This window comes from Paraburkholderia phosphatilytica, assembly GCF_003443895.1.
GTDB lineage: Bacteria > Pseudomonadota > Gammaproteobacteria > Burkholderiales > Burkholderiaceae > Paraburkholderia > Paraburkholderia phosphatilytica.
Map to the genome: position 1 here is coordinate 68,001 of NZ_QQOA01000026.1, position 23,379 is coordinate 91,379.

A 23,379-nucleotide genomic window follows, 5' to 3' on the forward strand; every position below is an offset into this window, starting at 1 on the left:
GCCACGCCGATCAACTCGACCCAGCGGTTGCGCCCCCCGCATCGAGCAACACCTCCGTCACCGCTTCCGAAAACCGCATCGGCCGGCCGTCGATGAAAACCCGCTCCGGGTTCGAAGGATCGCGCTCGATCACCGGCGCTGCGTGCGCGATCAGCGCGCGGGCACAACCGTTCCAGTCGGGATCGTCGTATCCGGCGGGCTCGTTCACCGAAGCCCAGCTGAGCGTGCCGAACGCATCGCTGCCAAAGCCATGCTGTGCGCTCCAGCTTGCGCCGTGCGCGAGCAGAAACGACGTCAGTTCCGCGTCACCGCGAAAGATCGCGTGATTGAGCGCGCTCGCATCCCAGTCGCCGCCGCGCGCGTCGATGGGCCAGCCGAGTTCGACCATCGCCATCACGGCGTCGCGCGATCCCCATGCGGCCCCATCGGGCAGCAGGCGCAACTGTTCCGCAGGTAACGACCCCGGCAGCGACGGATGCCGCGCCTGAATGCGGTGCGCTTCCGCCGCATCGGCACGGGCGCAGGCCGCGACGAATTCATCGTCCGCGCTGAGCGCGTCCTCCGCGCCGGCCGCGCGCAACAGCGCGGCGACTTCGGGCAACCCGACCTGCATCGCGAGCCGATAAGCGCTGATGCCAGCGGCGGTGCGTGCCGTCGGATCCGCGCCGGCCGCGAGCAGCGCCGCGATATGGCGGGTGGACCGGCTCACGGCGATTGCGCGCAGGAGCGGCGCCCCCCACATTTTCGTGGGGCCTTCGCCCGCCGGTTCATTCGCATCGCCGCCATGTGAGAGCAGCAGTTCGAGGCCGGTTGCGTCCGCCATATCGAGCGCGCGACGCACCGCGTTCGTGCCGGGCACGCGCGCGCCGTGACGCAGCAGCACACGCGTGCAGTCCGGATTTTCCAGCGAGTGATACAGCGATTCGCCGTCGTCGGGATGGGCGCCGGCGTTCAGCAGCAGTTCGGTCAGCGCGGGATCGTGGTTGACGCCCGCCGCGCCGTACAGCGCGGACAGCCGTTCGGTCTCGGCGGGCGCGGCAAGCGATGCGGGCGGAAAGCGGTTGCCGATGCTCTGGTTCGGATCGGCGCCGGCCGCGAGCAGATGGTGCGCGCATTCGCGCAGCCGCGCGGCGAACTCCGGCAACTGGCCCAGACGCGAATGCGTGACCGCGACGAGCGGCGGCAGTTTCAGCGGTCCATCCGCGCGGTTGACCCAGGCCGGATCGGCGGCCGTGATGCGCGTCAGCACGTCGAGACGTCCCGCCGCGCAGGCCACCTGAACATCGCCTTCCAGAAGATCCGCATGCGTGTGCAGCAACTGCGCGGCGACGCGCGGACGCGCCGCGTCATAGCTGCCGGTGACGTCGCCGCCATACGCGAGACCGAGCCAGCGGCGAATCAACGCCGCACGTTCGCGCTGCGCGAGCGCGCTTGCTTCGACATACAGCATGAGATCGGCCCACGAGGCGAAACCGTATTCGCGCGCAATGCAGGACTGCGCGTCGTGCAGGCGCAATTGCAGCGCTGCGATTTCATCGGGCGTGCGGCGCGCGGCGGCGGGAAGCGACTGGGCGAAACGCGCGATCGCACCGGCGTCGCCGGTTCGATAGAGGCGCAACAACTCCTTCGCCTGCTTCTTCAGATGATCGGGGTGAGCCCTCGAGGGGAGCGTAGTCATGGCGGATCCTCGTGCATAAGTGGCTGAAGGTCCGCAATACCGCCAGCACAAAGGATGGGGAGAGCAAGCTGGTTTGCTGCGACAGGTGGGTTCAACCCTTTCCGCGGACCCGGAAGCGGCCTGCACCGCTAGTCCGCATGCTAGGCGAACGCGTGTGCCTGCGCAACTCCGCGCGTATCCGCTTGCCATGCTCGCGATCCGCGACTCAGGAGGCGAGAGTCGCTCACGTGAGCTGGATGGGCGGCATCACGCCGTACTGAAAGAGCGCGTTGTCGAAGCTCTGCGCGAGCTTCTGCATCGGAATGTGCTCCCAGTCGTCGCCGAGCCCCTTGATCGCGCTCGCGATCGCATCGGCCTGTTTCGGCGTCAGCCCATTGAGCCAGTTCACCATCTGCTGCTGCGACTGGTGCCCCTCGCGGAAGTACGCGGCGAGAAACGGACCGGCGCTGGGCGGCTGGCCATCCAGCGACGTCGCGTGCTTCGCGAGTTCCGCCGCGACATTGCTGTGCACGCCCATCCCTTCGAGAAACTGCTGGTCGTTGCCGTCGTACGCGTGCGAATGCGAGTACGCGGTCGCGGCCGTATAGATCGCCGCGCCCGCCAGCACCAGCACCGCGCCGATGCCGGTCCAGCCGGTCGCGTCGAGCCCGAGCACGGTCGCGCCCGCGGGCAGCTCGGACGCATCGATGCCGGGGCCCGTGAGCAGCGCCGCGTAGCCGAGCGCGTTCAGCGTGTTGCCGACGCCCTGCAGCGTCTCGCCGCTCGAATACTCCTGGCCGGCCTCGACCGCGCCGAGAATCATCGACGCGAGGTCGGACGTATCCTGCATCGCCAGATGGAGGCCGATCTTCAGCGGCGACGCGGCGGCTGTCGGCAGCCCGAGCTCGTCGATCTGCGCGGCGAGGCTCTCGTAGCCCTGCGCGAGCGGCGTCGAGCCGGAGCCCGGCCGGATCGACGACAGCATGTTGCCCGGAATCACGGTGGACATCGCGTACGACACGCCCGCGAGTTCCTGGCGGATGCCCGACGCGCCGTTCGTCAGCAGCGACGAGAGGCCGCCGTCGGCCGCTTCGCCGAGCGAGTACGCGGCATTCTGGAAGTACAGCACGGTGCCGAGGCCCTTGTTCACGCGGCTCCACACCTTCGTCACGAGCTTCGCGCCGCCCGGCGTCAGCACGCTGTCGGCGCCATCGGCGGCGAGGTTCGCGATCAGCTTCTTGCCGACCTGATCGACCACCTTGCGCAGCGATCGCTGCAGCCACAACGTGTTGGTCGACGGCTGCGTGGGTGCCGTGCTGCCCGGCCTGCCGGCGCCGGCCAGTGTGGGCAGCGCGGCCAGCGCCTTCATCACGCTCGGCGTGTTCGCGACCTGCCAGTCGTACTGACCGGGCGTGTACGACGTCGGCGCGTCGACGTCGAAACCCGTCACGCCATGCAGCTCGCCACTGTATTCGGCGACGGCCATCCGCACGCTGTCGGTGGTCTCCTGCATCTGCGCGATCTGGTTGCCGTCGTCGTTCAGCTTGCGCGCGTCGGCGGGGTTGTCGGCGAGCAGCTTCTGGATCAGCGCCTGCTGCTGTGCGGCCGTGCTGTCGCCGCTCCAGTCGCTGATCGGCACCGACAGGAACGCGGCGTCCTGCGCGGTCTGCCTGTCGAGCCCCGACACCGAACTCGAGAGTGTGTCGAGCCCCTGGCGCACGCCGTCGAGCGCGGCGCTGCCGTAGAGCGGATTCAGGTAGCGGTTCGCCTGCGATGCCACCGCGAGCGCGAGCGACACGTTGCCCTGGCCCGCGGAGTCCGCGAACACCTGCTGCGTGAGGCGCGTGTCCTGAAAGAAGTCGAGGCCGTCGCCGGGCGGAATGCCATCCGCTTCCGCGACGAAGCAGGTCGCGATCCGGTCGACGGCCGCCTTGCCGAGTCCCGGTTGCCCCTGGTCGCTTTCGGTCGCGTGTTCGCACGCGGCCGAAAGATATTTGATCACCTGCGACGGCGCGTTGCTGTCGTCGCCCTGATAGCTCGCGAGGCCGTGCAGCACCTGCTTCACGAGCGTCTGCACGCGCGGATCCGCCATGATCTGCGCGACCTGCGCGGGCGTCGCGGTCTGCGGATCGGTGACGTTCGCGAGCGTCTGCATCGCGGCCGCGGCGCCGCCGTGCTGGTACGCGGCGAGCACACTCGCCACCGGCCGGTCGATCAGCACGCTCTTGCGCGCGTCGCCGATCGCGGCCTCGATTGCCTGCGCAAAATGTGGGTCGCCGCCGGCGTAGGTCAGATAGACGCTGCCGCGCGCGGTGATGTCGCCGAGCGCCGTCGAGCCCTGATCCTTGCCCACGGTGGCCGTGATCTGCTGCGCGGCGAGCGCGCGGACCTGCGCCCAGTTGCCCGCCGCCGCGGCCTGATCGATCGCGCCGAGCTTCGATTTCGTGCGGCCCTGGGCATTCAGCGTGCCGTCGTACAGCTTCACGGCATCGTCGACCGCGTGCTGGAGCGTCGCGTCCTGCGGCGCGCGGGCGCGGATGCTCGCCGCGAGCGCCTGCGCGTCCGGCACCGACTGACGCGTGCCCGCATAGGTCAACTCCTGATAGATCGTCGCGGACAGCGTCGCGACGCTCGAAGAACGCTGCGCCGCTGGCGCCTTTTCAGCGGCGCTGAGCTGGGTGCGCTCCTGTTCGAGCAGCGCGAGCCGGGTCGGGTCGAGCACCGTGATCTGCGTGCCGGGCGGTAGCGAGTAGACCGCGTTGACCGGGTTCGCGGGACGCGTGCCGAACGGCTCGCGGTCGAGCGACGGCGTCGCGGCGAGATTCGCATCGAGCAGCGGGGTGTCGTTGGCGAGCGTTGGTTGCGCGAACACCTGCTGCTGTTGCAGCACGTCGTACGGACTCGAACCGGTGACGAGCGGCGTCTGCTGGATGCCCAGCTCCGGCGCGCCCGGCGCGAACACGCCGATCGCACTCGACGACAAACCGTCCGTCTGCGGCGCATCCGCCGTCTGTGGCAGCGGCGGCAGCGTGCCCGGCACTTCGGCGAGCGGCGGGCCGCTCGACCACAGGTCGTGACCGGCCTGCGCCGCGCCTTGCGGATATACGACGACATTGCCGTCGTTCTGCACCGACAGCCACGCGCCTGTGTGTCCGGACGTGCTGCTTGACCATACCGCGTGATCGGCCGCGCCACCTGTGCCGCCGCGATAGAGCAGGAGGTTGCCGTCGCGCTGCATCTCGGCATAACTCGCGCCCGAGCCGTTCGTACGGCTCGACCACACGACGACGTTGGTGGTGAGATCGGTCTCGACGAGATTGCCGTCGCGCTGCATCGTGAGCTCGAACCGGCCGTTGGCCGAGCGCACGCTCTGGCCGGCGGCGAGGCGCGCGCCCGCCGCGAGCTGACCGGGCGTGGGCGTGGGAGTCGGGGTGGGAGTCGGGGTGGGCGTCGATGCCGCCGTGGTGGACGGACGCGCGGTTGGCGACGACGAAGGAGACGTCGTCGGGTGCTGGGTGGGCAGGACGGGAAGGGGGCTGTTGCCGCCGTCGATGCGCAGGATCATGAGGTGCCGTCATCCGTGTTTCGATGAACGGCAGGCTCGCGGCTGGCAATGACAGCGCCATGTCATCGGCGCGGGAACGACGGAATTCCGTAGTCAGGTTTGACCGTTCGAATCCGGCACTACGGATTCGCAGCGCGTGGCGCGGGTGACTCGACCGCAGCGCTCACACCAGCCCGAGGCGCGCCGATACGTACGCGAGTTCGACGCGGTTGCCCGCCTGGAAACGCTCGCGCAGGCGGCGCAGGTGGTAGTCGACGTTGTGCGCGGTGGTGTCGAGACGGCGCGCGATCTGCTTGTCGGACGAGCCCGCGGCCACGCCCGACAGGATTTCGCGTTCGAAACGCGACAGCGCGTAGGGCGTGCATTGCTGCGCGGCGACGGACACATGCGGCGACGCGAACGCGTGCACCGCGAGCGCGACGATCAGCGCCTGCTCGACGTTCGAACGCTGCATCCAGTCGCGCGAAGCGCGCGGCGCGGTGAAGCTCGCGAACGTGGTGAGGTCGGTGCCGGGCAGCGGCAGCTCGAACATCACGCCGCTCAGCATGCCGTCGTCGCGCATCGTGCGCAGGAAGTCCGGCAGGCCGTCGTCGGCGCCGTGCCGGCTCGCGTCGCGCTGCAGCGAATGCAGGTCCCAGATCAGCGGCGTATGCCGCTCGCGGACGGTCATCGTGCGCGGATCCACACGGTCGTGACGCTTCTGCACGTAGTCGCCGCGATATTGCTGCGGCACGAATGCATCGTGCAGGAAGAGGCGCGGGCGGCCGTGCTCGTCGGTATCGAGCGCGAAGTACGAGAACGTGGCGAAGCCGGTGAGATGCAGCAGGCCCGTCATCAACCGGCGCCGTTCGATGGAACTGGCCGCCGTGCGGAACGCCTGCGCGAGCCGCGGAGGCGCGCCGCATGGCGTGACATGCGCTGCGCGCGCGGCACGGTCGTGCACATCGATCCAGACGACTTCGGGTTCGCACATCGTATCGGACGCAACGGGTTCGAGCAGCTCGGACATAGTCATTCACCGTCGACAGCAGAGAGAATCCTACGAGATTTCGCCATTGATCTTACCTAAGAAAAATAGGCAAACTAAATTCTTACCTCCAGTTACATCTCTGCACTCCTGCTAACCAGATCATGGAAATGTCCTGGGACAAGTACACGCAACACGACGCGGCGTTAGGATCGTTGTGCTGGTTTTCGCTCGCGCAGGCGGCGGGTGGAAGCGCGCAGCCTGCGGGCGCTGCGGCGGATGACGCGGGTGTGTCGAACACCGCATCGAACAGTGCGTCGACCGCCGCATGCAAAGTATTTGAAAGCGCATCGACCCAGGCACAGATTGCAGACGATCTGCGAGCGGCAGGTTTCAACGTGCTGGTGTACGCGGCGTTTGAAACGGCCGGCCGACACCGGCTGCGAACGTTTGCACTACGGGATTTCGTACCCACGGGTTTCCTCGAACGCTACCTCGCGGCCGATCTCGATGGCAGCGATCCGTGCCTTGCGTCCGTCGAGCACACCGGTCTGCCATGCGTGTGGGATCTCGAGCGGCTGCGCGAGGATGCGGGCAATTCGCCGCAGGTTGCCACGCTCGTCGAGCTGCTGCGTCAGCATGGTCTCGGCAGCGGGGTCACATTCGGCATGGCCTTGCCGTCACTGGGGCTGCGCGTGCTGATCTGCGTCGGATCGACACAGACCGAAGCCGGATGGATCGACGATCGCGCCGTGAGCCAGGCGCTGATGACGGGCCTCAACGTGCATCGCATCGTGCAGCAGCATGTGGAAGCGCTCGCGGCCCCGGCGCGCGAACCGGAACTCGACGCCGAAGAGGCGAGCGTGCTCGATCAGCTGGTGCTCGGTCTGTCGACGCGCGAAATCAGCGAGCGTCTCGCGTTGAGCGTGCACCAGGTCAATCATCACGTGCGCACGCTGCAGCGCAAGTTTCACGTCGTCAACCGGATGCAGCTCGCGTATGTGGCGGGCCGGCGCGAGCGGCTCTCGGCGGCGCAGCCGCTGACGGCGACGGATACGTCGGCGCCGATGGCCGATACCGCATCCAGCGCGGGATGAGGCCGCGCGATCGCGACCGGTGGTTGCGGATGCAACGCGTCGGTCGCCGCGCGTGCGCCGCATTCCCTCTGCCGGTGGACGCGACACGAAAATCATCGGTATTTCATGCATGCTGCGGCTTCAGTCCGCGCATTTTTTTCCTGCAGCGCGCGTCGCGCTGTCGAATTCCGTAGTGTTTCAGTACACTGCCTCGCCTGCCGCGAGAAACTACGAGATTCGCATATGGACTAGTACATGTCCCTCCCTTAGCCTCGATCTGTTGATCACAGGCGGACAGTCGAGGGAGGCCCATCATGCTGATCGGACCGGATGGCAGGGCCGTACCGATTCATTACCAGCCGCCTCCGCCCCCACCACCGCCTACCGCCAGCGACGTATCGACCGCGAAGCAGGCGCTGCAGAAGCAGCTCGGCAACAACGCGCCCGACAATGGCGCCGCACTCGCGGCCGCCATCCAGAAAATCCAGCAGGAAAACGCGGCATTGACCCAGGAAGCGCTCGCGCGCGCTGCCATCCTGCTGCAGGAACAGTACGACGCGGCTCACCATCAGGCGCAGGATGCGGACGTCGATGTCATCAAGGAAGCCGAAAGCCAGGTCGGGCTCACGCATCAGTTCGACCAGACCACACTCGACGCTGCCGCGGCGTCGCTCTCCGGCAGTCCGCTTGCCACTGTAGCCGGCGGCACGCCATCCAGCACGCCGACGGTATCGCTCGGCGACGCGCGCAATGCGATCCAGACCGGGCTCGATAACGGGATGACATGGCAGGAAGCCGTCAACGCCGCGCGCGTACAGTTTGGCGGCCTCACGCAGAACGAGACCGTGCTCGACGAGGCGGCGCTCACGGTCAAGGGCGATCAGCTCGCGAGCGGCAGCGATGCCACCGGCGGCAACGTGCTGGGCGATGCGTCGCAGCAACTCGCGGGGCTGCATCTGTTCGACGATGCGAGCAACAAGGCCGCGCTCGCCGCGCTGACGGTCACCGTGAAGCCTTCGAGCGCGCTGGCGGGCGACGCGAAGCTCGCCGACACCGCATGGGCGACGCTGCAGCAGGACGAGGCCACGCATGCGAGCGCAACGGTCATCAATGAGGACTGGCAGGTCTATCACACGGCACTCGACACCGAACTGAACGATGCGGCGAACCAGCCGGCGGGCACGTCGATGGCGTGGCTCAACGATCCGTCGAAGAGCGATCTGCACTGGCTCGCGCAACAGTCCGTGATCGATGCGAACACGGCGACCAGCCTGAAAGGTGCGCCGTCCACGAGCGATCTGCTGACGTCGCTGCGCGCCAGCGCGATCGTCGATACGGCCGCCGCCGCGCGCGGCACCGGCGCGTCGACCCCGGCGGGCAACCTGAAGGCCGCGCAGACGCTCACGCAGCTGCTGCAGGGCGTGCCCGCCAACAGCGCGCTCTACAACGAAGTGATGGGCGACATGCGGGTCGCCGCGCTCCATGACGCGGCGCTCGCGGACATCACCGGCGCGCACGGCGACAACCCGCAGGACACGCTGATCGCCGAAGGCAATGCGCTGTCGGGCTACCGCAACACGGTGCTGTTCCCGTCGCTGCTGAAGGAGACGCTCGCCTCCAGCGCGACGCAGCACAATCTGCAGGCGGTCGGCACGCCGGGCAGTCTCACCGATATCGCGAACCTGCTCGATGCGGTCAAACAGGCTTCGCCGGAACTCGCGCAGGCGCTCTTTTCGCAGCTGCAGGGCAAGATCGTTTCGCTCATCGGCCAGGGGCCCGATTACATGCCCGTGGCCGGAGAGTCGATGCAGCAGATGGACAGCTACTACGGTCCGCTCGCGCGCATCGTCGATGACGCGGGCGGACCGCAGAGCGCGCAGACGCAGCAGGTGATCGGCGCGCTGAAGACGCAGATGCAGCAGCAGCTGTCGACGATGACGAACGAGCAGCAGCATGGCGAGTATTCGCCGAGCAACCCGTTCCAGCCGCTCGCGTACCTGAACAATCCGCAGCTCAACGATCCCACGTCGCTGTACCAGACGCTGATCAACCAGGACCCGAATAGCGCGCTCGGCAAGACGCTCGCGCAATACACGGGGCTCAAGGCGCAGCCCGCTCCGGTCAAGCCGGCGGCGGATGGCGCGGCATCGCTCTCGACCGCGGAGAACGCGCTGGACGCGCAGTTGCCGACCAGCGGGCAGGTCGATGCGGCCAGTCTGCAGAAAGCGTTGGCCGCGGCGCGCAAGGACAATCCGACGATCAGCGACAAGACCTGGGCGGAAGCGGCGATCGCCGCGCAGGCGCAATCCGATGCGCGCGCGATCGACGCCGGCACCGCGAAGGCGCCGCAGGATCTGATCGCCCAGGCATCGGGCGAGGTCGGCGCCGATCAGGTGTTCGACGCCGACTCGCTGAATGCGGCCACCACCGCGTTGCAGAAGGGCACGGTGGCCGACGGCGGACAGGCACCGCTGACGCCCGCCGCGGACGGCACCGGCCAGCCGACCCCGGTCCAGTATCTGAACACATGGATCGCCGAAGGCGCGACCCCGACGGAAGCGCTTATGCTGACGCGCGCGTGGCTCGGCGGTTCGGCGAAGTCCGAGCTGACGCTGACCCAGGCCGCGCTCACGGTGTTCGGCGAGCAGGCGCTGCCGCAGTATTACAACGATGGTACGGATCCGATCGACACGGCCGCGCAGACGCTCAAGTCGCTGAACGTGATCGATCCGTCGATCGTGGACGAAGCGGTGAACGGCGCGCCGGCCACCAAAGATCACCCGGCCGTAATCGGCATGAAGCAGCAGGTCACGCCCGACCTCAAGGCGCTCAACGGCGTAAAGGGCAAGTCCGGCCTGATCGACGCGGTCAACACGGCGTACACGGCGTGGCAGGCCGCCAAGACCACAGCCAGTGCGAAAAACAGCACGCCGGCGCAGAAACAGGCCGCCACGACGGCGCTGCAGCAGTATCACGCGGCGCTGGCCGCGGCGCTCAATGCAGCCGCGGGACGCGCCCCCGGCGACTCGAGCTGGCAAAGCAACCCGCAGTACATCGACACCGTCTGGCAGGCGGAGAACGAACTCGAACTGACCGCGCTGCAATCGCAGATCGATGCGGCCGCGGGCGCCGCGAAAGGCTCGCCGCAGTACAACGCGCTGATGGATGCGTTCCAGCAATGGCAGACGGGTCTCGACGCGTTGCAGATCATCGGGCAGGTGCAGTACGCGCAGCAGATCAACACGCCGGCCGACACGGATCCGTCCGCCGGCGACGTGGCGGCCGCCTACGCGCTGACCTATGACGTCGAGGGATTGTCGTCCAGCACGAATGCGACCGATCAGGACCTGTACCAGCAGGTGATGGGCGACACGACGATCACGAACCTGCAGTCCTCCGCGCTCGCGACGATCACGGGCGCGGCGGGTGCGCCGAAGGGCGGCAGCAGCAACGCCGATCTTTCCGCGCGCCTGCATCTGCTCGGCACCCGGCTGCAGAGCTATTCGAACACGATATTCGGCGCGCAGCTCATCGATGCCGCCGCGAACGATCCGGCCACGCGCCAGCTGTTCGCCGCGATCGCCGCGAGCGTGAACGGCCAGAAGACCGACGAGGGCAAGCTCACCACACTCGCCGACACGCTCGAAGGCACGAACCCAACGGTCGCCACGATGCTGCTCGAGTACATGTTCCCGGGCAGCAGCAAAGCGCATCCGATGTCGACGACCCAGCTCGTCGCGTGGACGGAAAACGCGAACGACATGACGCAGATCTCACGGATCTATTCGGCGGCGGGCGACGCGGATACGACCGACATGACCGATCTGCGCCATGGGCTCGAGCAGATGGTGAACAGCGACGGGAATTTCGGCAATGTGAGCTACAGCTCGCGGTTCCACGAGCAGACGGTGGTCGACGAGGGCGGCGCGGTGGTGTGGGGGCAGGATCTCGGTTTCGGCAACGTCAAGAAGAATGGCGGGCAGCCGCAGCTTGCGCAGGACATGCTCGACGATTCGCCCGACAGCGATCTCGGCGTCGAGATCGCGCGCGAGACCGGCTACTCGAATCTCGGCAAGCCGGCCACGCCGATCGACCTCGCGAACCCGGGCAATGCCGCGCTGACGAACGACGCGTCGTACACGCCGCAATCCGTGTCCGGCCCGTTCGTCACCGCGGACGGACACGTGGCGGGTCTGCAGTGGCAGGACGGCATGCAGACCGTCACGAGCTACGACCAGCTGCTGAATCAGGTCGGCGAGGACGAGGGCCTCACGACCGACTACACGCCCGCGACGCTCTCCGACCAGCAGTTGCTCGCGGACGGCCAGTTCGCGCTCTTCAACCCGAACGACACGGTCTTCGACCAGAACCACCACAAGACCACGCTCGGCCAGGTGGTGCAAAGCCTGATGCATGGCGAAAACGTCACGACGCTCGACGGGCTCGCGCCGATGACCGTCGCGTCGTTGTCGGGCAGATGGTGGGATACGCGCACGCCGTCGCAGGACGATCCGGGCGAAGCGTTCTCGCTGCTCGAAGGGATCGACGCGAACGGCCGCATGATCGACGTCGGTCCCGCGGACACGACGGCGCGTTACGGGTATTCGAACTGGCAGTCGAACACCGGCTTCGACAACGGCTTCATGGTCGCGCAGCCGCACTGGGTCACGAACGCGGCCGGCATCGTGCAGACGGGCAGCGCGTATCTCGTCGACTACAAGCCCTACGACCACTGGTACAGTTGGGACAACCTGAAGTCCGATCTCGAGATCGCGGGCATGGTCGTCGCGGGCGTGATCGCGCTCGTCACCGTGCCGGAAAGCGCGCCGTTGTGGATGGTGGCGCTGTCCGAAGCCGCCGATGCGTACTTCGCGGTGACCTCGGCGATCGGCACCGTGAACGCGCTGCAGCAGCTGGGCCAGAAAGGCGGCGCGGGCAACTGGCTGAACTGGCTGAATCTCGCGGCCAACATGTTCGGCGGGGCCGCGAGCGGGCTCGGCGCGCTGGCGCGGGCCGGCACCATCATGGACCGCGTCGGGGTGGGTTCGGAGGCGTTCGAGAACGCGTCAGGCGTGATCGTGGTCGCGCACGATGCGCCGGAGATCGAACTCGCGCGCGCGAAAGTCGCCGCGCAACTGGCCGGTACCCGTGCGGTGCGCGTGTTCGACGACTCGCGTCTGTCGGGCTTTTTGAGAGACCACTGGTTCGCGAGCGGCGGCCGGCTCTTCGACACCGTGGGCCAGACGCGCGCGCTCGATGCGATGCAGAAGTCGGTCGCGTTCAGGCTGACGGGGCTGTTCGCGGCGGGCACGAATGGCGTGTCGATGCTCGCGCAGGGCGCCCAGTTGCTGAATTCGCACGGCCAGGCGACCGCCCAGGACTGGCTGAACTTCTTCACGTCCGCGGGGCTGATGGCGTCCGGGCTCGGGCTCGAGAATATCCGCAACGGCAACCCGGAGGAGGCCGCCGCGCACCTTCAGGCCGTCAACGAAAATCTCCCCGCGGGCGTCCGGCTGGTGGCGCCGCGCAAGGTGGATATCTCGGCCGATTCGCTCAGCCAGTTCGACGAGAAGACCTCCGCGCGCGTCGCGCTCCTGACGCAACGCAAGATCGCGGGCTTGAGCCGCCTCGCGCCGGTGCAGCGTGTGGCCGGACTGCTCGACGGCGAGGGCGATGCTGCCGACGGCACGCGCGCGACCTTGACCGCCGACGAGGTGCGGCAGATCAACGACGCATTGCCCAAGGGGGTGCGAGTCACGCTGCCGGATACCGGAACGGAAGAGACAGAAGAGACAGCAGGCACGACCGGCACGACGGCCGTGGACGCTGCATCGGTGCAGCAGAGCGGCACGCAGCCCGCAGCCGCTGAACCGCTCGTCGGCAAGGTACTGTCGGCCAGCGAATGGTCGGCGCAGCAGCAGGCGCTGCCGTCCGCCGAACCGCTGACCGGCGTGGTGCTGACGGCGGATGAAGTGGCCGCGCAGCAGGAAGGAGACGACGGCCTGTCGGGCACCCCCACGGTCACCTACCGCACGAACAGCGCCGTGTATACGACCCGGGTGGCGCTGCCGAACGGCGTCGGTGTGATGTCGACCCGCGACGGCAGCGACACCACGATATTGAGTCCGACCTACGACGACGTGACCGGCGTGCCGGCGAGCGAGTCGCCGCAGTTCCTGCGCCCGGCCGATACCTTGCTGATGCCCGAGAGCGACCCGCTGTACCAGCGCGGCGTCGATGGCCTGATGTCGCCGCCCGGCCAGCACGTGATCTTCGGCCACGGCATTTCCGCCGACGAGATGCTGGGCCCCGACGGCGAGCCCGTCAGCGTCGATACGGTCGCTGCGCTGGTCGCGCCGCGGCTCGGTCCGGACGAGGACGTCACGCTGTACTCGTGCTATGCGGGCTCGGACGACTCCGATCCTCTGCGGGCGACCGGCTCCAACAGCACGGCGGGCGCGATTTTCGGCCAGCGTCTCGCGCAGAACCTCGCGGATCTGACAGGCCGCCCGGTCACCGTGTGGGCGCCGCCCGACGTCCTCATCATCGATGGCGACGGCACCGCGTCCGTACACATCACCAGCACGATCACGCATGAGGTGCAGGACGCGCGCGTGCCGATGAAAGCGTTCCAGGCGAATCCTTCGGATGCCGATGCAAGTGCGCCGTCCGGCACGACGCCGGGCGCACGCGATGCCGCGGCGGGAATGTCGCCGCCGCCGCGCGCGCAAGGCGCGGCCCGCCTGCCGTTGAGCAACCCGGACTTCGATTTCGCGCAGCTCCCCGAACGCGCCTACGGATCGGCCGACCTGCAGCCGGGCTTCGCGCCCGCGCTGACGCAGCGGCCCGGCGTGCTCGCCGACGTCGCCCGCGTCGTGCGGGCGGGCGGCATGGTGAACTTCGAGCAGGCGAGCGGCCTGCTCGACGGGCCCAATCCCCGCGCGGCCATCGCCGCGACGCTGCGCGCGTTTCATGAGGCCGGACTGCAGCGCGTGCAGGCGGTCTTCGCGTTCGGGAACGAAGACAGCGTCGACGTCAGCGATCCCGCGTTCGACTTCAGTACGCTGGATCCGGAATCCGGTTTCTTCCGTTTCAGCGGGCAGGTGCCGCCTTCGGTCGAAGACGACGTCGCCGCGGAGCGCACCAGCGCGGACGCGGAGGAAGAGGAGGCGCTCGAAGTCGTCGACATGACGCTCACCGAACCGGACGTCGTCACGCTGTTCCTGGCCGGCGGCCGTACCATCGACGCGCAACTGCTCTGCATGAAGACGGGGGCGAAACCCACGCGTGTCGAAGAGATCCGGATGCCCGGTCAACGCGGCCGGCAGCCGTTCGAACTGCTGCGCGACTCGCAGGGCTGGGCCATCGTTCGCCGCGTGCGGGGCGGCTCGGGCGAGGAGGAGGACGAAGCCGGCGGCAACGCGAAGCGCGGTTCCGGCAACGGCGCGGACGACGGGAACGACGACGCGGGCGAGCGCGATTCGCGCAGCGCCGGTCAGCAACGCGTCGCTCAGGCGCGCGTCGCGCTGCGCGACGCGCAGACCAGCGCGGACGACTACCGCGTGCTGCTCGACGACGCGCGAAGCCAGGTCGACAGCGCGGTCCCGTCGAGGTCCGAGTACGTCGGCGTGCTGGGCGATCTCGTGGAAGGGGTACTGGCCGACGAACCGCAGGCGCCGACGGGCGCGCGCGGACGCCAGGAGGGCACCGGACCGGCGCACGATCGCGCGGTGCGGGAGGTCGTCAACCAGGCGATCCTCGTCGCGCGCAGCGCGCTCTCCGACGATGCGCTCGATTCGGCCGCACCAATCGACGTGCATGCACGCGCGCTCGATTACGTCGTCGGACTGCGCACCGCGAACTGGCGCAACAGCCACAGTCTCGTGCTGCGCGACGCGGACCACTACCTGTCCAACCTGACGCAGGAGTGGCAGCTTCCGCTGGAGCGGCGCGGCGCATCGGACGACTCGCCGCGCGCACCGTCCGCGCGTCTCGCGAAGCTCTCGGGACTCGTCGCGTGGGGATACGACTTCAGGAAAACGTGGCTGCCGCGACGCGGCACGGAAACGGCGGATACCGTGGACGCCAGCGTCGATCTGTCCCACGTCGAGCCGCGCAGAATCGCCGCGGCTGCGCCTGGCGGGCGCCGCTGGGCGGCACTCGGCACCCGCGATTTCCTGCGGCTCGCGCAGCAGGCGGATGAGCAGGATCCGTTTGCGCTCGTTACCGGGATGCCGTCCGCGACGGACGCATCGGCCGTATCGCCTGCCGCGATGCCGGTGGCGCAGGTGGACGGTGTTGCGCTCAGCGACCACTCCTCCAGCGACGGACAGGCGCTCGCGGCCGCGCCCGGTCTGCTGGCCCATGCAACGAAAGCGGCGAATGTCGGCGAGCTGGGTTCTATCGTCGATGAAGTGCGGATCGTCGACGGATCGAGCAGCTTCGCCGTGACCGCCGATGGGCGCCGCGTGCTGGCGCTGAATCGCGACGCCGTGACAGCCGATCGCGAAACGAGCCTCACCGAAGTCCTGCACGAACTCGCCCATGCGAAACGCCATGCCCGGATGATCGACGTGCACGGCAGCGGGTATACGGACGACCTCGGCCTCAACGAGCGCGTCGCGATCCGTTACGCGCGGATCGCGTCGAAGGCCTATCTGGGACGCATGGACGGTCTCGACGAAGCGACCATCGTGAACTCGCTGCGGCACGACGCGCAGTACGACGCGGAGCTCGAGGAAGCGGGTCGCGACGCGCACACCCATGCGATCGACGAAGGCAATGCGCGGCAGTGGTTCAAGCCCAAAAGAACCGGCAAAAGTTCACGCGCGAAGTCCAGTGGCGGCGCCGACCCGAACAAGACGGGTAAGCCGTCGCAGGCCACCCACGCCGACCGCGGCATCGGGATCATGGCCGCACTCGCGAAGCGCGGGCTGGTGGAGGTGTGGAGCAAACCCCGCGGCCTGTGGCCCGGCAGCGTCGTGATGGACGTCGCAGGACGGTTCGGCGCGGAGAACGGCCTGTGGCTCGTCAAGCAGTTGTGGAAGTCGGGCGCGGCGGCCGATACCGGCGAAGCGCGCGCGCGCAACACGGTGGCGACCAGCAAACTGATGCGTGCGATGTTCGGGCAGGGCAGCGCCGCGGACGTGCGTCTCGCCAACTGGAAAGACCCGAGGACCGGCGTCGTGCATTACGGCATCATGACGCGCTACGAGGAGATCGACGTGTCGTCGGCGCAGGCCGAGGCGATGCTGACGGACGCCGGCCAGTCCCGCGAGAACGGCGTGTTCGCCGTCGCGGCCGGCCACCTCGCGCTGCAGAATACGGCGGTGGTGGGTAACGTCGACGTGCTGGGCGGCAAGCAGACGTTCGGCAACGTGGGGATCAGGACGGCGCCGGATACCGGGAAAGTGTCGGCGTTTTTCATCGACCTGGACTCCGCGATGGGCTTCGATTCCGACGGCAATCCGGTTGCCTTCGAGCGCATCGCCGACGTGCAGGCGGCGTTCGACGCGCTGCGGGGGTCATCGGAAACGTCGGCCGTCTACCAGGGAATGACGAAGGAGGACTACTGGCGCAGCGTCGACCATCTGAAAGACCAGATGGACAACCACGACCTCGAAAAGCAGATCCGCACGATCATGCGGCAGCACGGCGCCGGAAGGATGGCCGAGCGCGATCGCAACGCGCGCGTCGTGATCAGCAACATCAAGGCACAGATTGCGTTCCGCGATAGCGAGAAGTCCTATGCAACCGATCCCGTCGATCCGGCGACGTTGCCGGACTCGTACGGCAAGCTGCCGGAACACAAGATCGGCGACGGCAGCAATCCGATTCCGCGCGACTACAGCAACCGGGTCGAGGCGCCCAGCGGCCTCCGTCAGCAGGTCAACCGCGCGACACGCGCTGTGCAGCGGTGGCGGCACGGCGATGACGGGAAGGCGACCCGCGGGCTCGTGGCGGCGGATCCGTTCGCCAGACCGGAGGACCTGAAACCCCGGCAGAAGGTCAAGGTGCCGGGCAGCGGGCGCGCGGTTGCGGGCGCAAGCGAATTCGGCAGGCTGCGGTTCGTCGCGCGCGGCGAGTCGCCGAAAGAGGGCATGACGATGCCCATCGACGGCAATGCGACGCAGAAGTACGCCGAGGTGAAGCGCGCAGTGTCGCAGGCGCAGGCGCAGGCGGCGGCGAACGAGGCGCAGGGCGGCAATGCGCCTCGCAACGAGCGTTACTACGCGTACGCGCCGGGCGACGACAGCAAGCCGGTCGGCTATTTCGAGGTCGCGGGCGACGGCAATCTCATCTGGCATCGCCCGAGGGAATCGATGCAGTCGCAGATCACCCGCGCGGTTGCGAAGGCGGCGACCCTGCGGCGTGGCGGCAAAGGCGCGGTGACGGCGGGTGGGGCAGGCGCGGCAACCCGACCCGCGCTCAACCTGCCGGAGAACGGCAGGCCAGTCGTGCTGACGAGCGACTTCGGCGCGCTGCATTTCGCGAAACGCAGCGACCCTGTCAAGGCGGCGCTGGAAATGCCGCTGGGTCGCGACGAGGAGCTTGCACGCTCGGGGCTCGACGCGCAGCTCGGCAAGGGCCTCGACGCAAACGAGCGGATCTATGCGTACGCACCGGATCGCGGCGGGCCGCCGCTCGGCTACTTCGAATCGGATGGTCATGATGGACTGACGTGGTATCGCGCGTCGCACCGCTCGCGCGAGCAGTTCTGGCAGACCACCGGCCGGGCCGCCGTGCACTTCGCGACTGCGGCGGGGGCGGCCTTCGGATACGATCACCTGCGCGCGCTGCACCCGGCGTCGCCGTGGATCGGACCGCTGACTTCGGAGCTGCGGTATCTGCTGAACACCAGCAAGTTCATCACGGACTTCCAGCTGCACGCGCTCGACGAAATCCGCGAGGGCAGGCTCGACAAGGCAACCGACACGATCAGGCTGAGGTTCGCGGGTCTGCGCGGAAGCATGAGCCGGCGCGGTGTGGCGGATGCCACGCTGGCGCGCATCGAAGGGTATACGGGCACGCTGCTCGGCATCATCCAGCGCGCGCAGAGCGAGTCGTCGCAGGACGTGAACCATATCGTGGTCAACACAGCGCTCGACGACTACTTCGACCTGATCCGTCAGGAGACCGGTATCGGCGCGGACGATTTCTACCCGACACACCCCGCCACGAAGCTCGGCGGCCGCATGCGCCGCGTGCTCATCGCGACCTGGGGCGGCAGCCTCATGATGACGCTCGCGAAGGTGGTGCCGTTCACCGGTCTCGCGTCGGTGGGCGCGATCCTGAACGGCATCGGCTACGGAGCAACGATCGTCGATGGTGCGCTCAGTACCGCGAGCGCGCGCTCCGGCAGCGTGCCGCACGAGCCGGGCCGCGTCGTGAAGGCGATGTCGCGATGGCTGCAGCCGATCAGCAACTGGACGTTCGTTGGCGGGTATACGAGCGGGGCGGTGAACCTGCTGGTCACGCACGGTCTCGGTTCGCTGGGCTCGGACGCCTCGTTCGTGACGGATATCACCACGAGCGCGCTGAACGTCTGGATGTGGAACTACCAGCGGGGCGCGCGTACGAGCGACGACCATATCTACGTATTCCGTCCCGACACGCCGTCGGCCGGTTCCGGCGCGGCCGGCACGCCGGAGACGACGAAGCTGCTGGGCTACGCAACCTATACCGCGGACGGTGGAATCTACTGGCACGAGGCCGACGGCAAGGGTGGCTTCCAGCAGCGGGTGAGAGTCGATCAGTCCGATCTGCGGGCGTGGACGAAGCAGAAGTTCGAGCGGACGGACACCCGCGTGGCATCGCGCAAAGGGCCCGATGACTTCTCCGCGGACCAGCTCGCGAAAGCGCGGGCCACCAGCCGGGCCACGCGTAGCGCCCGCTGGAGAGCGCGCAAGCTGGAAAACGACGCCCAGCTGATCCGGCGCGTCAAGTCGCATGCCGGACAGAGGAAGACGGGGTGGAAGAGCCTCACTCTTGGCGGCGTGCTGCTGCTGTCGAGCGCGATCGGTTCGGCGGCTTCGCTGCTGCCCGGCAAGAGTGCGTCGACCGCGCCCGCCGTTACGGGTACGCCGCCCGGCAAGAAGAAAAAGCCGGGCACGTCGCCAACGGTGCCGGGAAAGCAGGTGACACCGAAGCCCACGACGCCGAAGCAGTCGACTACGCCGAAGCCCGGCTCGCGGGTCGTCGTGGTCAGGCGCGGCGATACGCTCTGGGGTATCGCGACGGAGAACGGCGACACGCTGCAGCAGCTCGAACCGCTGAATCCGGAATTCGACTGGGCGCTGCTCGACGGCAATCCGTTCACGCCGCGCGAGCCCGGCGAGGGCCGCGATCCGGACCTGATCTATCCGGGCGACAGGATCAAGGTGCCGACGAACTAGCGCGACGGTGCGCGCATCGTTCGATTGCGCGCGTCGTTCAATGCACGAGCGTGAGTCCGCCGTGCGCGGCGACCGACGTCGTGTCGAGGCTGCGGGTGCACCAGCGGTGCGGGTTGCCGGCGCAACGCACCGTGACCTGTTGCCGCGATGCGGTGCGCTGACCGGCGTTCGAGTTTGCGTTCGAGGGGCGATGTTCGTCGAACGTGCTGGTGCGAGTGGGCGCGCTCGCAGGCGTAGCCGCGGCGGGCGCGCGCAACGACGTCGCCGTGACGAACCCGCGGTTATGCAGCGTCGCGTTGCCGGGGACCGGACTCGAACCGGCAACCGGTGCAACCGGAGCCGCGGGCAGCGGCGGCCTCACGCGCCCATTCGCGCGCAGTTCTTCAGCATGCGCGAGCCGCCAGTTCGTGTACGCGCTCGCGAGAATCCGGCCGACGTATCCCTGCCGGTAACCCGTCATGAAATTGCCGCTGTAGTAGCACGACAGCGCATCGCGCAGCGCGCCCTGACTGTCGCCGGCGCGCGCGCTGGAGCGCGAGAAGCACTGCTGCAGGATCGCGCTGCTCGCGCGCAGGTTGCGGCATGGATCGAAAATCGTCGTGAGACTTTCGCCGACGCGCGCGAGATTGCGCACGTTCACCTGACCGAGCCCGACGCTGAAATCGTAGCCGCGCGCGACGAGCGCGCGCGCAGTGGCCAGCGCCTGCTCGTAGCTGTGCGGTTGATACTGCAGCCGCGCGCCGACCACACCGATCGCGTACGGATTGAAACCCGACTCGACGCGCACGAGCGCAGCGAGCGTCGTCACGTCGACATGCGGCGCGCACACCTGTGCGAGCGCGGTGAAACTCGCGGAAGCGGGTGGTGGCTCCTGCGCGCGTGCGCCGCCCGCGTGCATGCCGAACAGCATGAACGCGAGCAGCATCGCCAGTTCAATACAAGCGCGCCCGCCAGGCGCCCAGCGCGCACGAAGCCCGCCCGCGAAAAACGAAGCAGCGTGCAGGAAGGCGCGCATCGCCCATCGCTCCTAGCGATACGACAGCACGAGCCCGTGCACCAGCACCGACCAGCCGTCGAGCATCACGAACAGCAGCAGCTTGAACGGCACCGAGATCACGGTCGGCGCGATCATCTGCATGCCGAGCGCGAGCAGCACGTTCGCGACCACGAGATCGACGACGAGAAACACCACATACAGCACGAAGCCGATCTGGAATGCCTTCATCAGCTCGGACAGCGTGAAACTCGGCACCAGCACGATCAGGTCGTCCTGCTGCAGGTTTTTCGCGCGCTGCGCGGGCCACATCGCGGTGGCCGAGCGCACGAAGAAACTGCGCTCGCGCTCGGGCGTGTGCTGCATCATGAAGGTCTTGATCGGCGGCGACGCGGCATCGAGCAGCTGGCTCACGTCCTGCATCGTCATCTCGCTGCCGAGCGTGAAGCTGGTGGCCTTCAGGTTGTCCATGATGTCCATGCCGACGGGCGCCATGATGTACACGGAGAGAATCAGCGCGATACCGTTCAGCACGATGTTGGGCGGCACCTGCTGGATGCCGAGCGCGCTGCGCAACAGGCCGAACACCACCACGAGCTTCGTGTAGCTCGTCACCATCAGCGCGGCGAACGGCGCGATGCCGAGCGCCGCGATCACCGCCACCATCGCGGCGGGATTCGGCAGATTACCCATCGTCGCGTTCCGGCTGCGGGCCGTGCGCGTTGCCGCCGAGCGTCGAGACCCGCACGCCGAGCTTGTTGCCGACCGCGATCAGATGACCGGTGCCGACTTCCATGCCGTTGGCGAGAATGCGGATCACGCTCTGGTTGAGGGGCTGGTCGAGCTCGATCACGAAGCCGGGCTGCATCGCCTTCAGCTGCGCGAGCGTCAGCGTGCGGCGTTCGAGCTCGAAGCACGCATCGACTTCGAGCGCATCGAGCACGTTCGGCTTCGCGCTACCGGCGCCGCTCTGGTCGCGGTCTTTCGGCGGCTCGGGGGAAGTGGGGTCGTTCATCGGAGCAGCCTCCGTGGTCTGGATGTCGTCGATCGTGATGCGGGCGCCAAGCACGCGCGCGCCCAGCGCGAGACCGGGTGTGCCGGGCGTCGTCGCGCGGCATACGAGCCCCGCGCCCGCGGACTTCCACTGCCCGATCGCAATGATGTCGCCGTACTCGAGGCTCGCGAGTTCGCGTTGCGTGAGACGCGTCGAGCCGAGGCGAAAGCCGAGCGGCACCGGCAGCGCGTCGAAGTCGCGCGCGTCGAGCGTGGGCAGCGGCGGCGGAGCAGGGCAGGCGAGCACGAGATAGCGCGGGTCGTCGAACAGCAGCGCGCCGTGCGCAAACCATGTGCCATCCGGTACGCCGAGCACGAAGCGCAACGGCGAACCGCTTTCGGCTGCGTCGGGGTCCGGTGGAGCGATCGCCGGTGCTTCTCCGGGCTCGGGCGCGCTGAGACTCAGCGTCTGCCGCGTCGCCTGTTCGAGCGTGGCCGCGAGCGGCGCGAGCGCATCGGCGACGAGCGCGCAGCGGATCGCGTCGGGCACCGCATCGTCGGCGCCGTCGCCGATCAGCGCGCGCTCGGCGCGCGGCTCCAGCAGCAGCCAGCCGGCCGCGGGTCCGAAACGGAAGCGATAGCGGCGCGGCGTGCCGGACGCGAGTTGGGCGGTGTAGTCCCAGCGCACCGTGCGGCGCGAGCCGCCGGCCTCGAATTCAAACGTGCGCCGCCATGCGTACGCGCGGCTCGCGGCCTGCGCGGCGGGCGGCGACAGCGCCGGCAGCGGCAGGCTGTCGCTCGCGGACAGCGGGTCACGAAGCAACGGACCGTTCACCGCAGCTCACCTTGCCCGGCGAGATACGCGAGATGCACGCGGTTGGCGGCGCCGAAGCGCTTCTTCAAAAGGCGCAGGTGATAGTCGACGTTGTGCGTGGACATGCGCAGCGATTCCGCGATCTGCCGGTCGCTCAGGCCGCGCGTCAGCGCGTCGAGAATGCGCTGCTGGACCGGCGTGATGGGCTTGCCGTGTGGCTCGTCGTGTTCGTCGACGAGCGGTGCGGCGTGATCGATCAGATACTCGTGCAACGCGAGCCCGAGCGCGTACGCCTGCCCGACGATGCGATCGCTGATCCAGTCGCGCGACAGGTTCGCGCAGCTGAGCGACAGCACGCTTTGCTGCGCGCTGCGCGGGCTTGCGAGGCTGAACGTGATGCCGCTACGCATGCCGGCGTCGTGCGCGTCGGCGAGGAGCCGCGCGAGCCGTTGTGCCATGTTGCTGCCGTTGCGCGGGTCTTTTGGGGCGCTGCCCGAATCGCCTCCGGTTTGCCGTAGTGTGTCGAGATCCCACACGAGCGGCCATTCGCGCCGGCACGCGAACGCGATGCGCGGGTCCACCTCGAGATAGCGCTCCTCGATATAGCGTTCGGGCCAGCCGGGCGCCGCGTAGTCGCGCACGTACCATGCACGCGTGATGGTGTCGTCGACGCAATTCAGGCGCCAGTAGCAGAGCCAGTCGAAGCCGATTGCCCCGAGCATGGTGCGGATCAGCAGGCGCCGCTGCTCGGGCATGCGCGCCTCGTTCAGTTCGTCCGCGATCGCCGCGCGCGGCGCCGTGGCGCGCGCGGGCGGAACGTCGCCCAGCCCGATCGGGCAGCCATCCAACAGAACGAAGCTGTGATCGATGCTGTCTCGCGGTCCCAACCCTTCCTCCTTCATACGAACGTCACCTGCA

At 68.2% G+C, this 23,379-nt stretch carries 9 protein-coding genes; 2 read left to right on the plus strand and 7 right to left on the minus strand.

The window, feature by feature from the left end:
• Positions 1 to 10 precede the first annotated feature (10 nt).
• The 3 genes from DVS29_RS24540 to DVS29_RS24550 form a co-directional block, all read right to left on the minus strand.
• A complete protein-coding gene (locus DVS29_RS24540) occupies positions 11 to 1,678 on the minus strand; it encodes an ankyrin repeat domain-containing protein (protein ID WP_118183119.1) in 1,668 nt (555 codons plus the stop codon).
• Between the two features lie 223 nt (positions 1,679 to 1,901).
• A complete protein-coding gene (locus DVS29_RS24545; protein ID WP_118183120.1) occupies positions 1,902 to 5,222 on the minus strand; it encodes a hypothetical protein in 3,321 nt (1,106 codons plus the stop codon).
• A 163-nt stretch (positions 5,223 to 5,385) separates the two neighbouring features.
• The gene (locus tag DVS29_RS24550) at positions 5,386 to 6,237 is read right to left on the minus strand and encodes a helix-turn-helix transcriptional regulator (protein ID WP_118183121.1); all 852 of its coding nucleotides are present in this window, start codon (positions 6,235 to 6,237) and stop codon (positions 5,386 to 5,388) included.
• 116 nt (positions 6,238 to 6,353) lie between these two features.
• Here DVS29_RS24550 and DVS29_RS24555 point away from each other — a divergent pair, with 116 nt between their 5' ends.
• Positions 6,354 to 7,286, plus strand: coding sequence for a helix-turn-helix transcriptional regulator (locus DVS29_RS24555; RefSeq protein ID WP_118183122.1), 933 nt, complete (start codon positions 6,354 to 6,356; stop codon positions 7,284 to 7,286).
• A 293-nt stretch (positions 7,287 to 7,579) separates the two neighbouring features.
• Positions 7,580 to 19,660: a LysM peptidoglycan-binding domain-containing protein gene (locus tag DVS29_RS24560; protein ID WP_118183123.1), complete on the plus strand. Its 12,081-nt coding sequence runs from the start codon at positions 7,580 to 7,582 to the stop codon at positions 19,658 to 19,660.
• 37 nt (positions 19,661 to 19,697) lie between these two features.
• Here DVS29_RS24560 and DVS29_RS24565 read toward each other — a convergent pair whose 3' ends face one another.
• From DVS29_RS24565 to DVS29_RS24580, 4 genes are all read right to left on the minus strand, one after another.
• A complete protein-coding gene (locus DVS29_RS24565; protein ID WP_118183124.1) occupies positions 19,698 to 20,585 on the minus strand; it encodes a lytic transglycosylase domain-containing protein in 888 nt (295 codons plus the stop codon).
• Between the two features lie 102 nt (positions 20,586 to 20,687).
• The gene (gene sctR, locus DVS29_RS24570) at positions 20,688 to 21,347 is read right to left on the minus strand and encodes a type III secretion system export apparatus subunit SctR (protein WP_118183125.1); all 660 of its coding nucleotides are present in this window, start codon (positions 21,345 to 21,347) and stop codon (positions 20,688 to 20,690) included.
• Positions 21,340 to 22,482: a type III secretion system cytoplasmic ring protein SctQ gene (sctQ, locus tag DVS29_RS24575; protein ID WP_118183126.1), complete on the minus strand. Its 1,143-nt coding sequence runs from the start codon at positions 22,480 to 22,482 to the stop codon at positions 21,340 to 21,342. Before sctQ ends, sctR begins: the two co-directional genes overlap by 8 nt.
• On the minus strand, positions 22,479 to 23,348 hold the full coding sequence (locus DVS29_RS24580) for a helix-turn-helix transcriptional regulator (protein ID WP_164707982.1): 870 nt from the start codon (positions 23,346 to 23,348) through the stop codon (positions 22,479 to 22,481). Before DVS29_RS24580 ends, sctQ begins: the two co-directional genes overlap by 4 nt.
• Positions 23,349 to 23,379 lie beyond the last annotated feature (31 nt).

What these genes read in the sequence shown, in the direction of transcription:
- DVS29_RS24540 (WP_118183119.1), bottom strand. Translation starts at nt 1,678, where the DNA reads ATGACTACGCTCCCCTCGAGGGCTCACCCCGATCATCTGAAGAAGCAG.
- DVS29_RS24545 (WP_118183120.1), bottom strand. Translation starts at nt 5,222, where the DNA reads ATGATCCTGCGCATCGACGGCGGCAACAGCCCCCTTCCCGTCCTGCCC.
- DVS29_RS24550 (WP_118183121.1), bottom strand. Translation starts at nt 6,237, where the DNA reads ATGACTATGTCCGAGCTGCTCGAACCCGTTGCGTCCGATACGATGTGC.
- DVS29_RS24555 (WP_118183122.1), top strand. Translation starts at nt 6,354, where the DNA reads ATGGAAATGTCCTGGGACAAGTACACGCAACACGACGCGGCGTTAGGA.
- DVS29_RS24560 (WP_118183123.1), top strand. Translation starts at nt 7,580, where the DNA reads ATGCTGATCGGACCGGATGGCAGGGCCGTACCGATTCATTACCAGCCG.
- DVS29_RS24565 (WP_118183124.1), bottom strand. Translation starts at nt 20,585, where the DNA reads ATGCTGCTCGCGTTCATGCTGTTCGGCATGCACGCGGGCGGCGCACGC.
- sctR (WP_118183125.1), bottom strand. Translation starts at nt 21,347, where the DNA reads ATGGGTAATCTGCCGAATCCCGCCGCGATGGTGGCGGTGATCGCGGCG.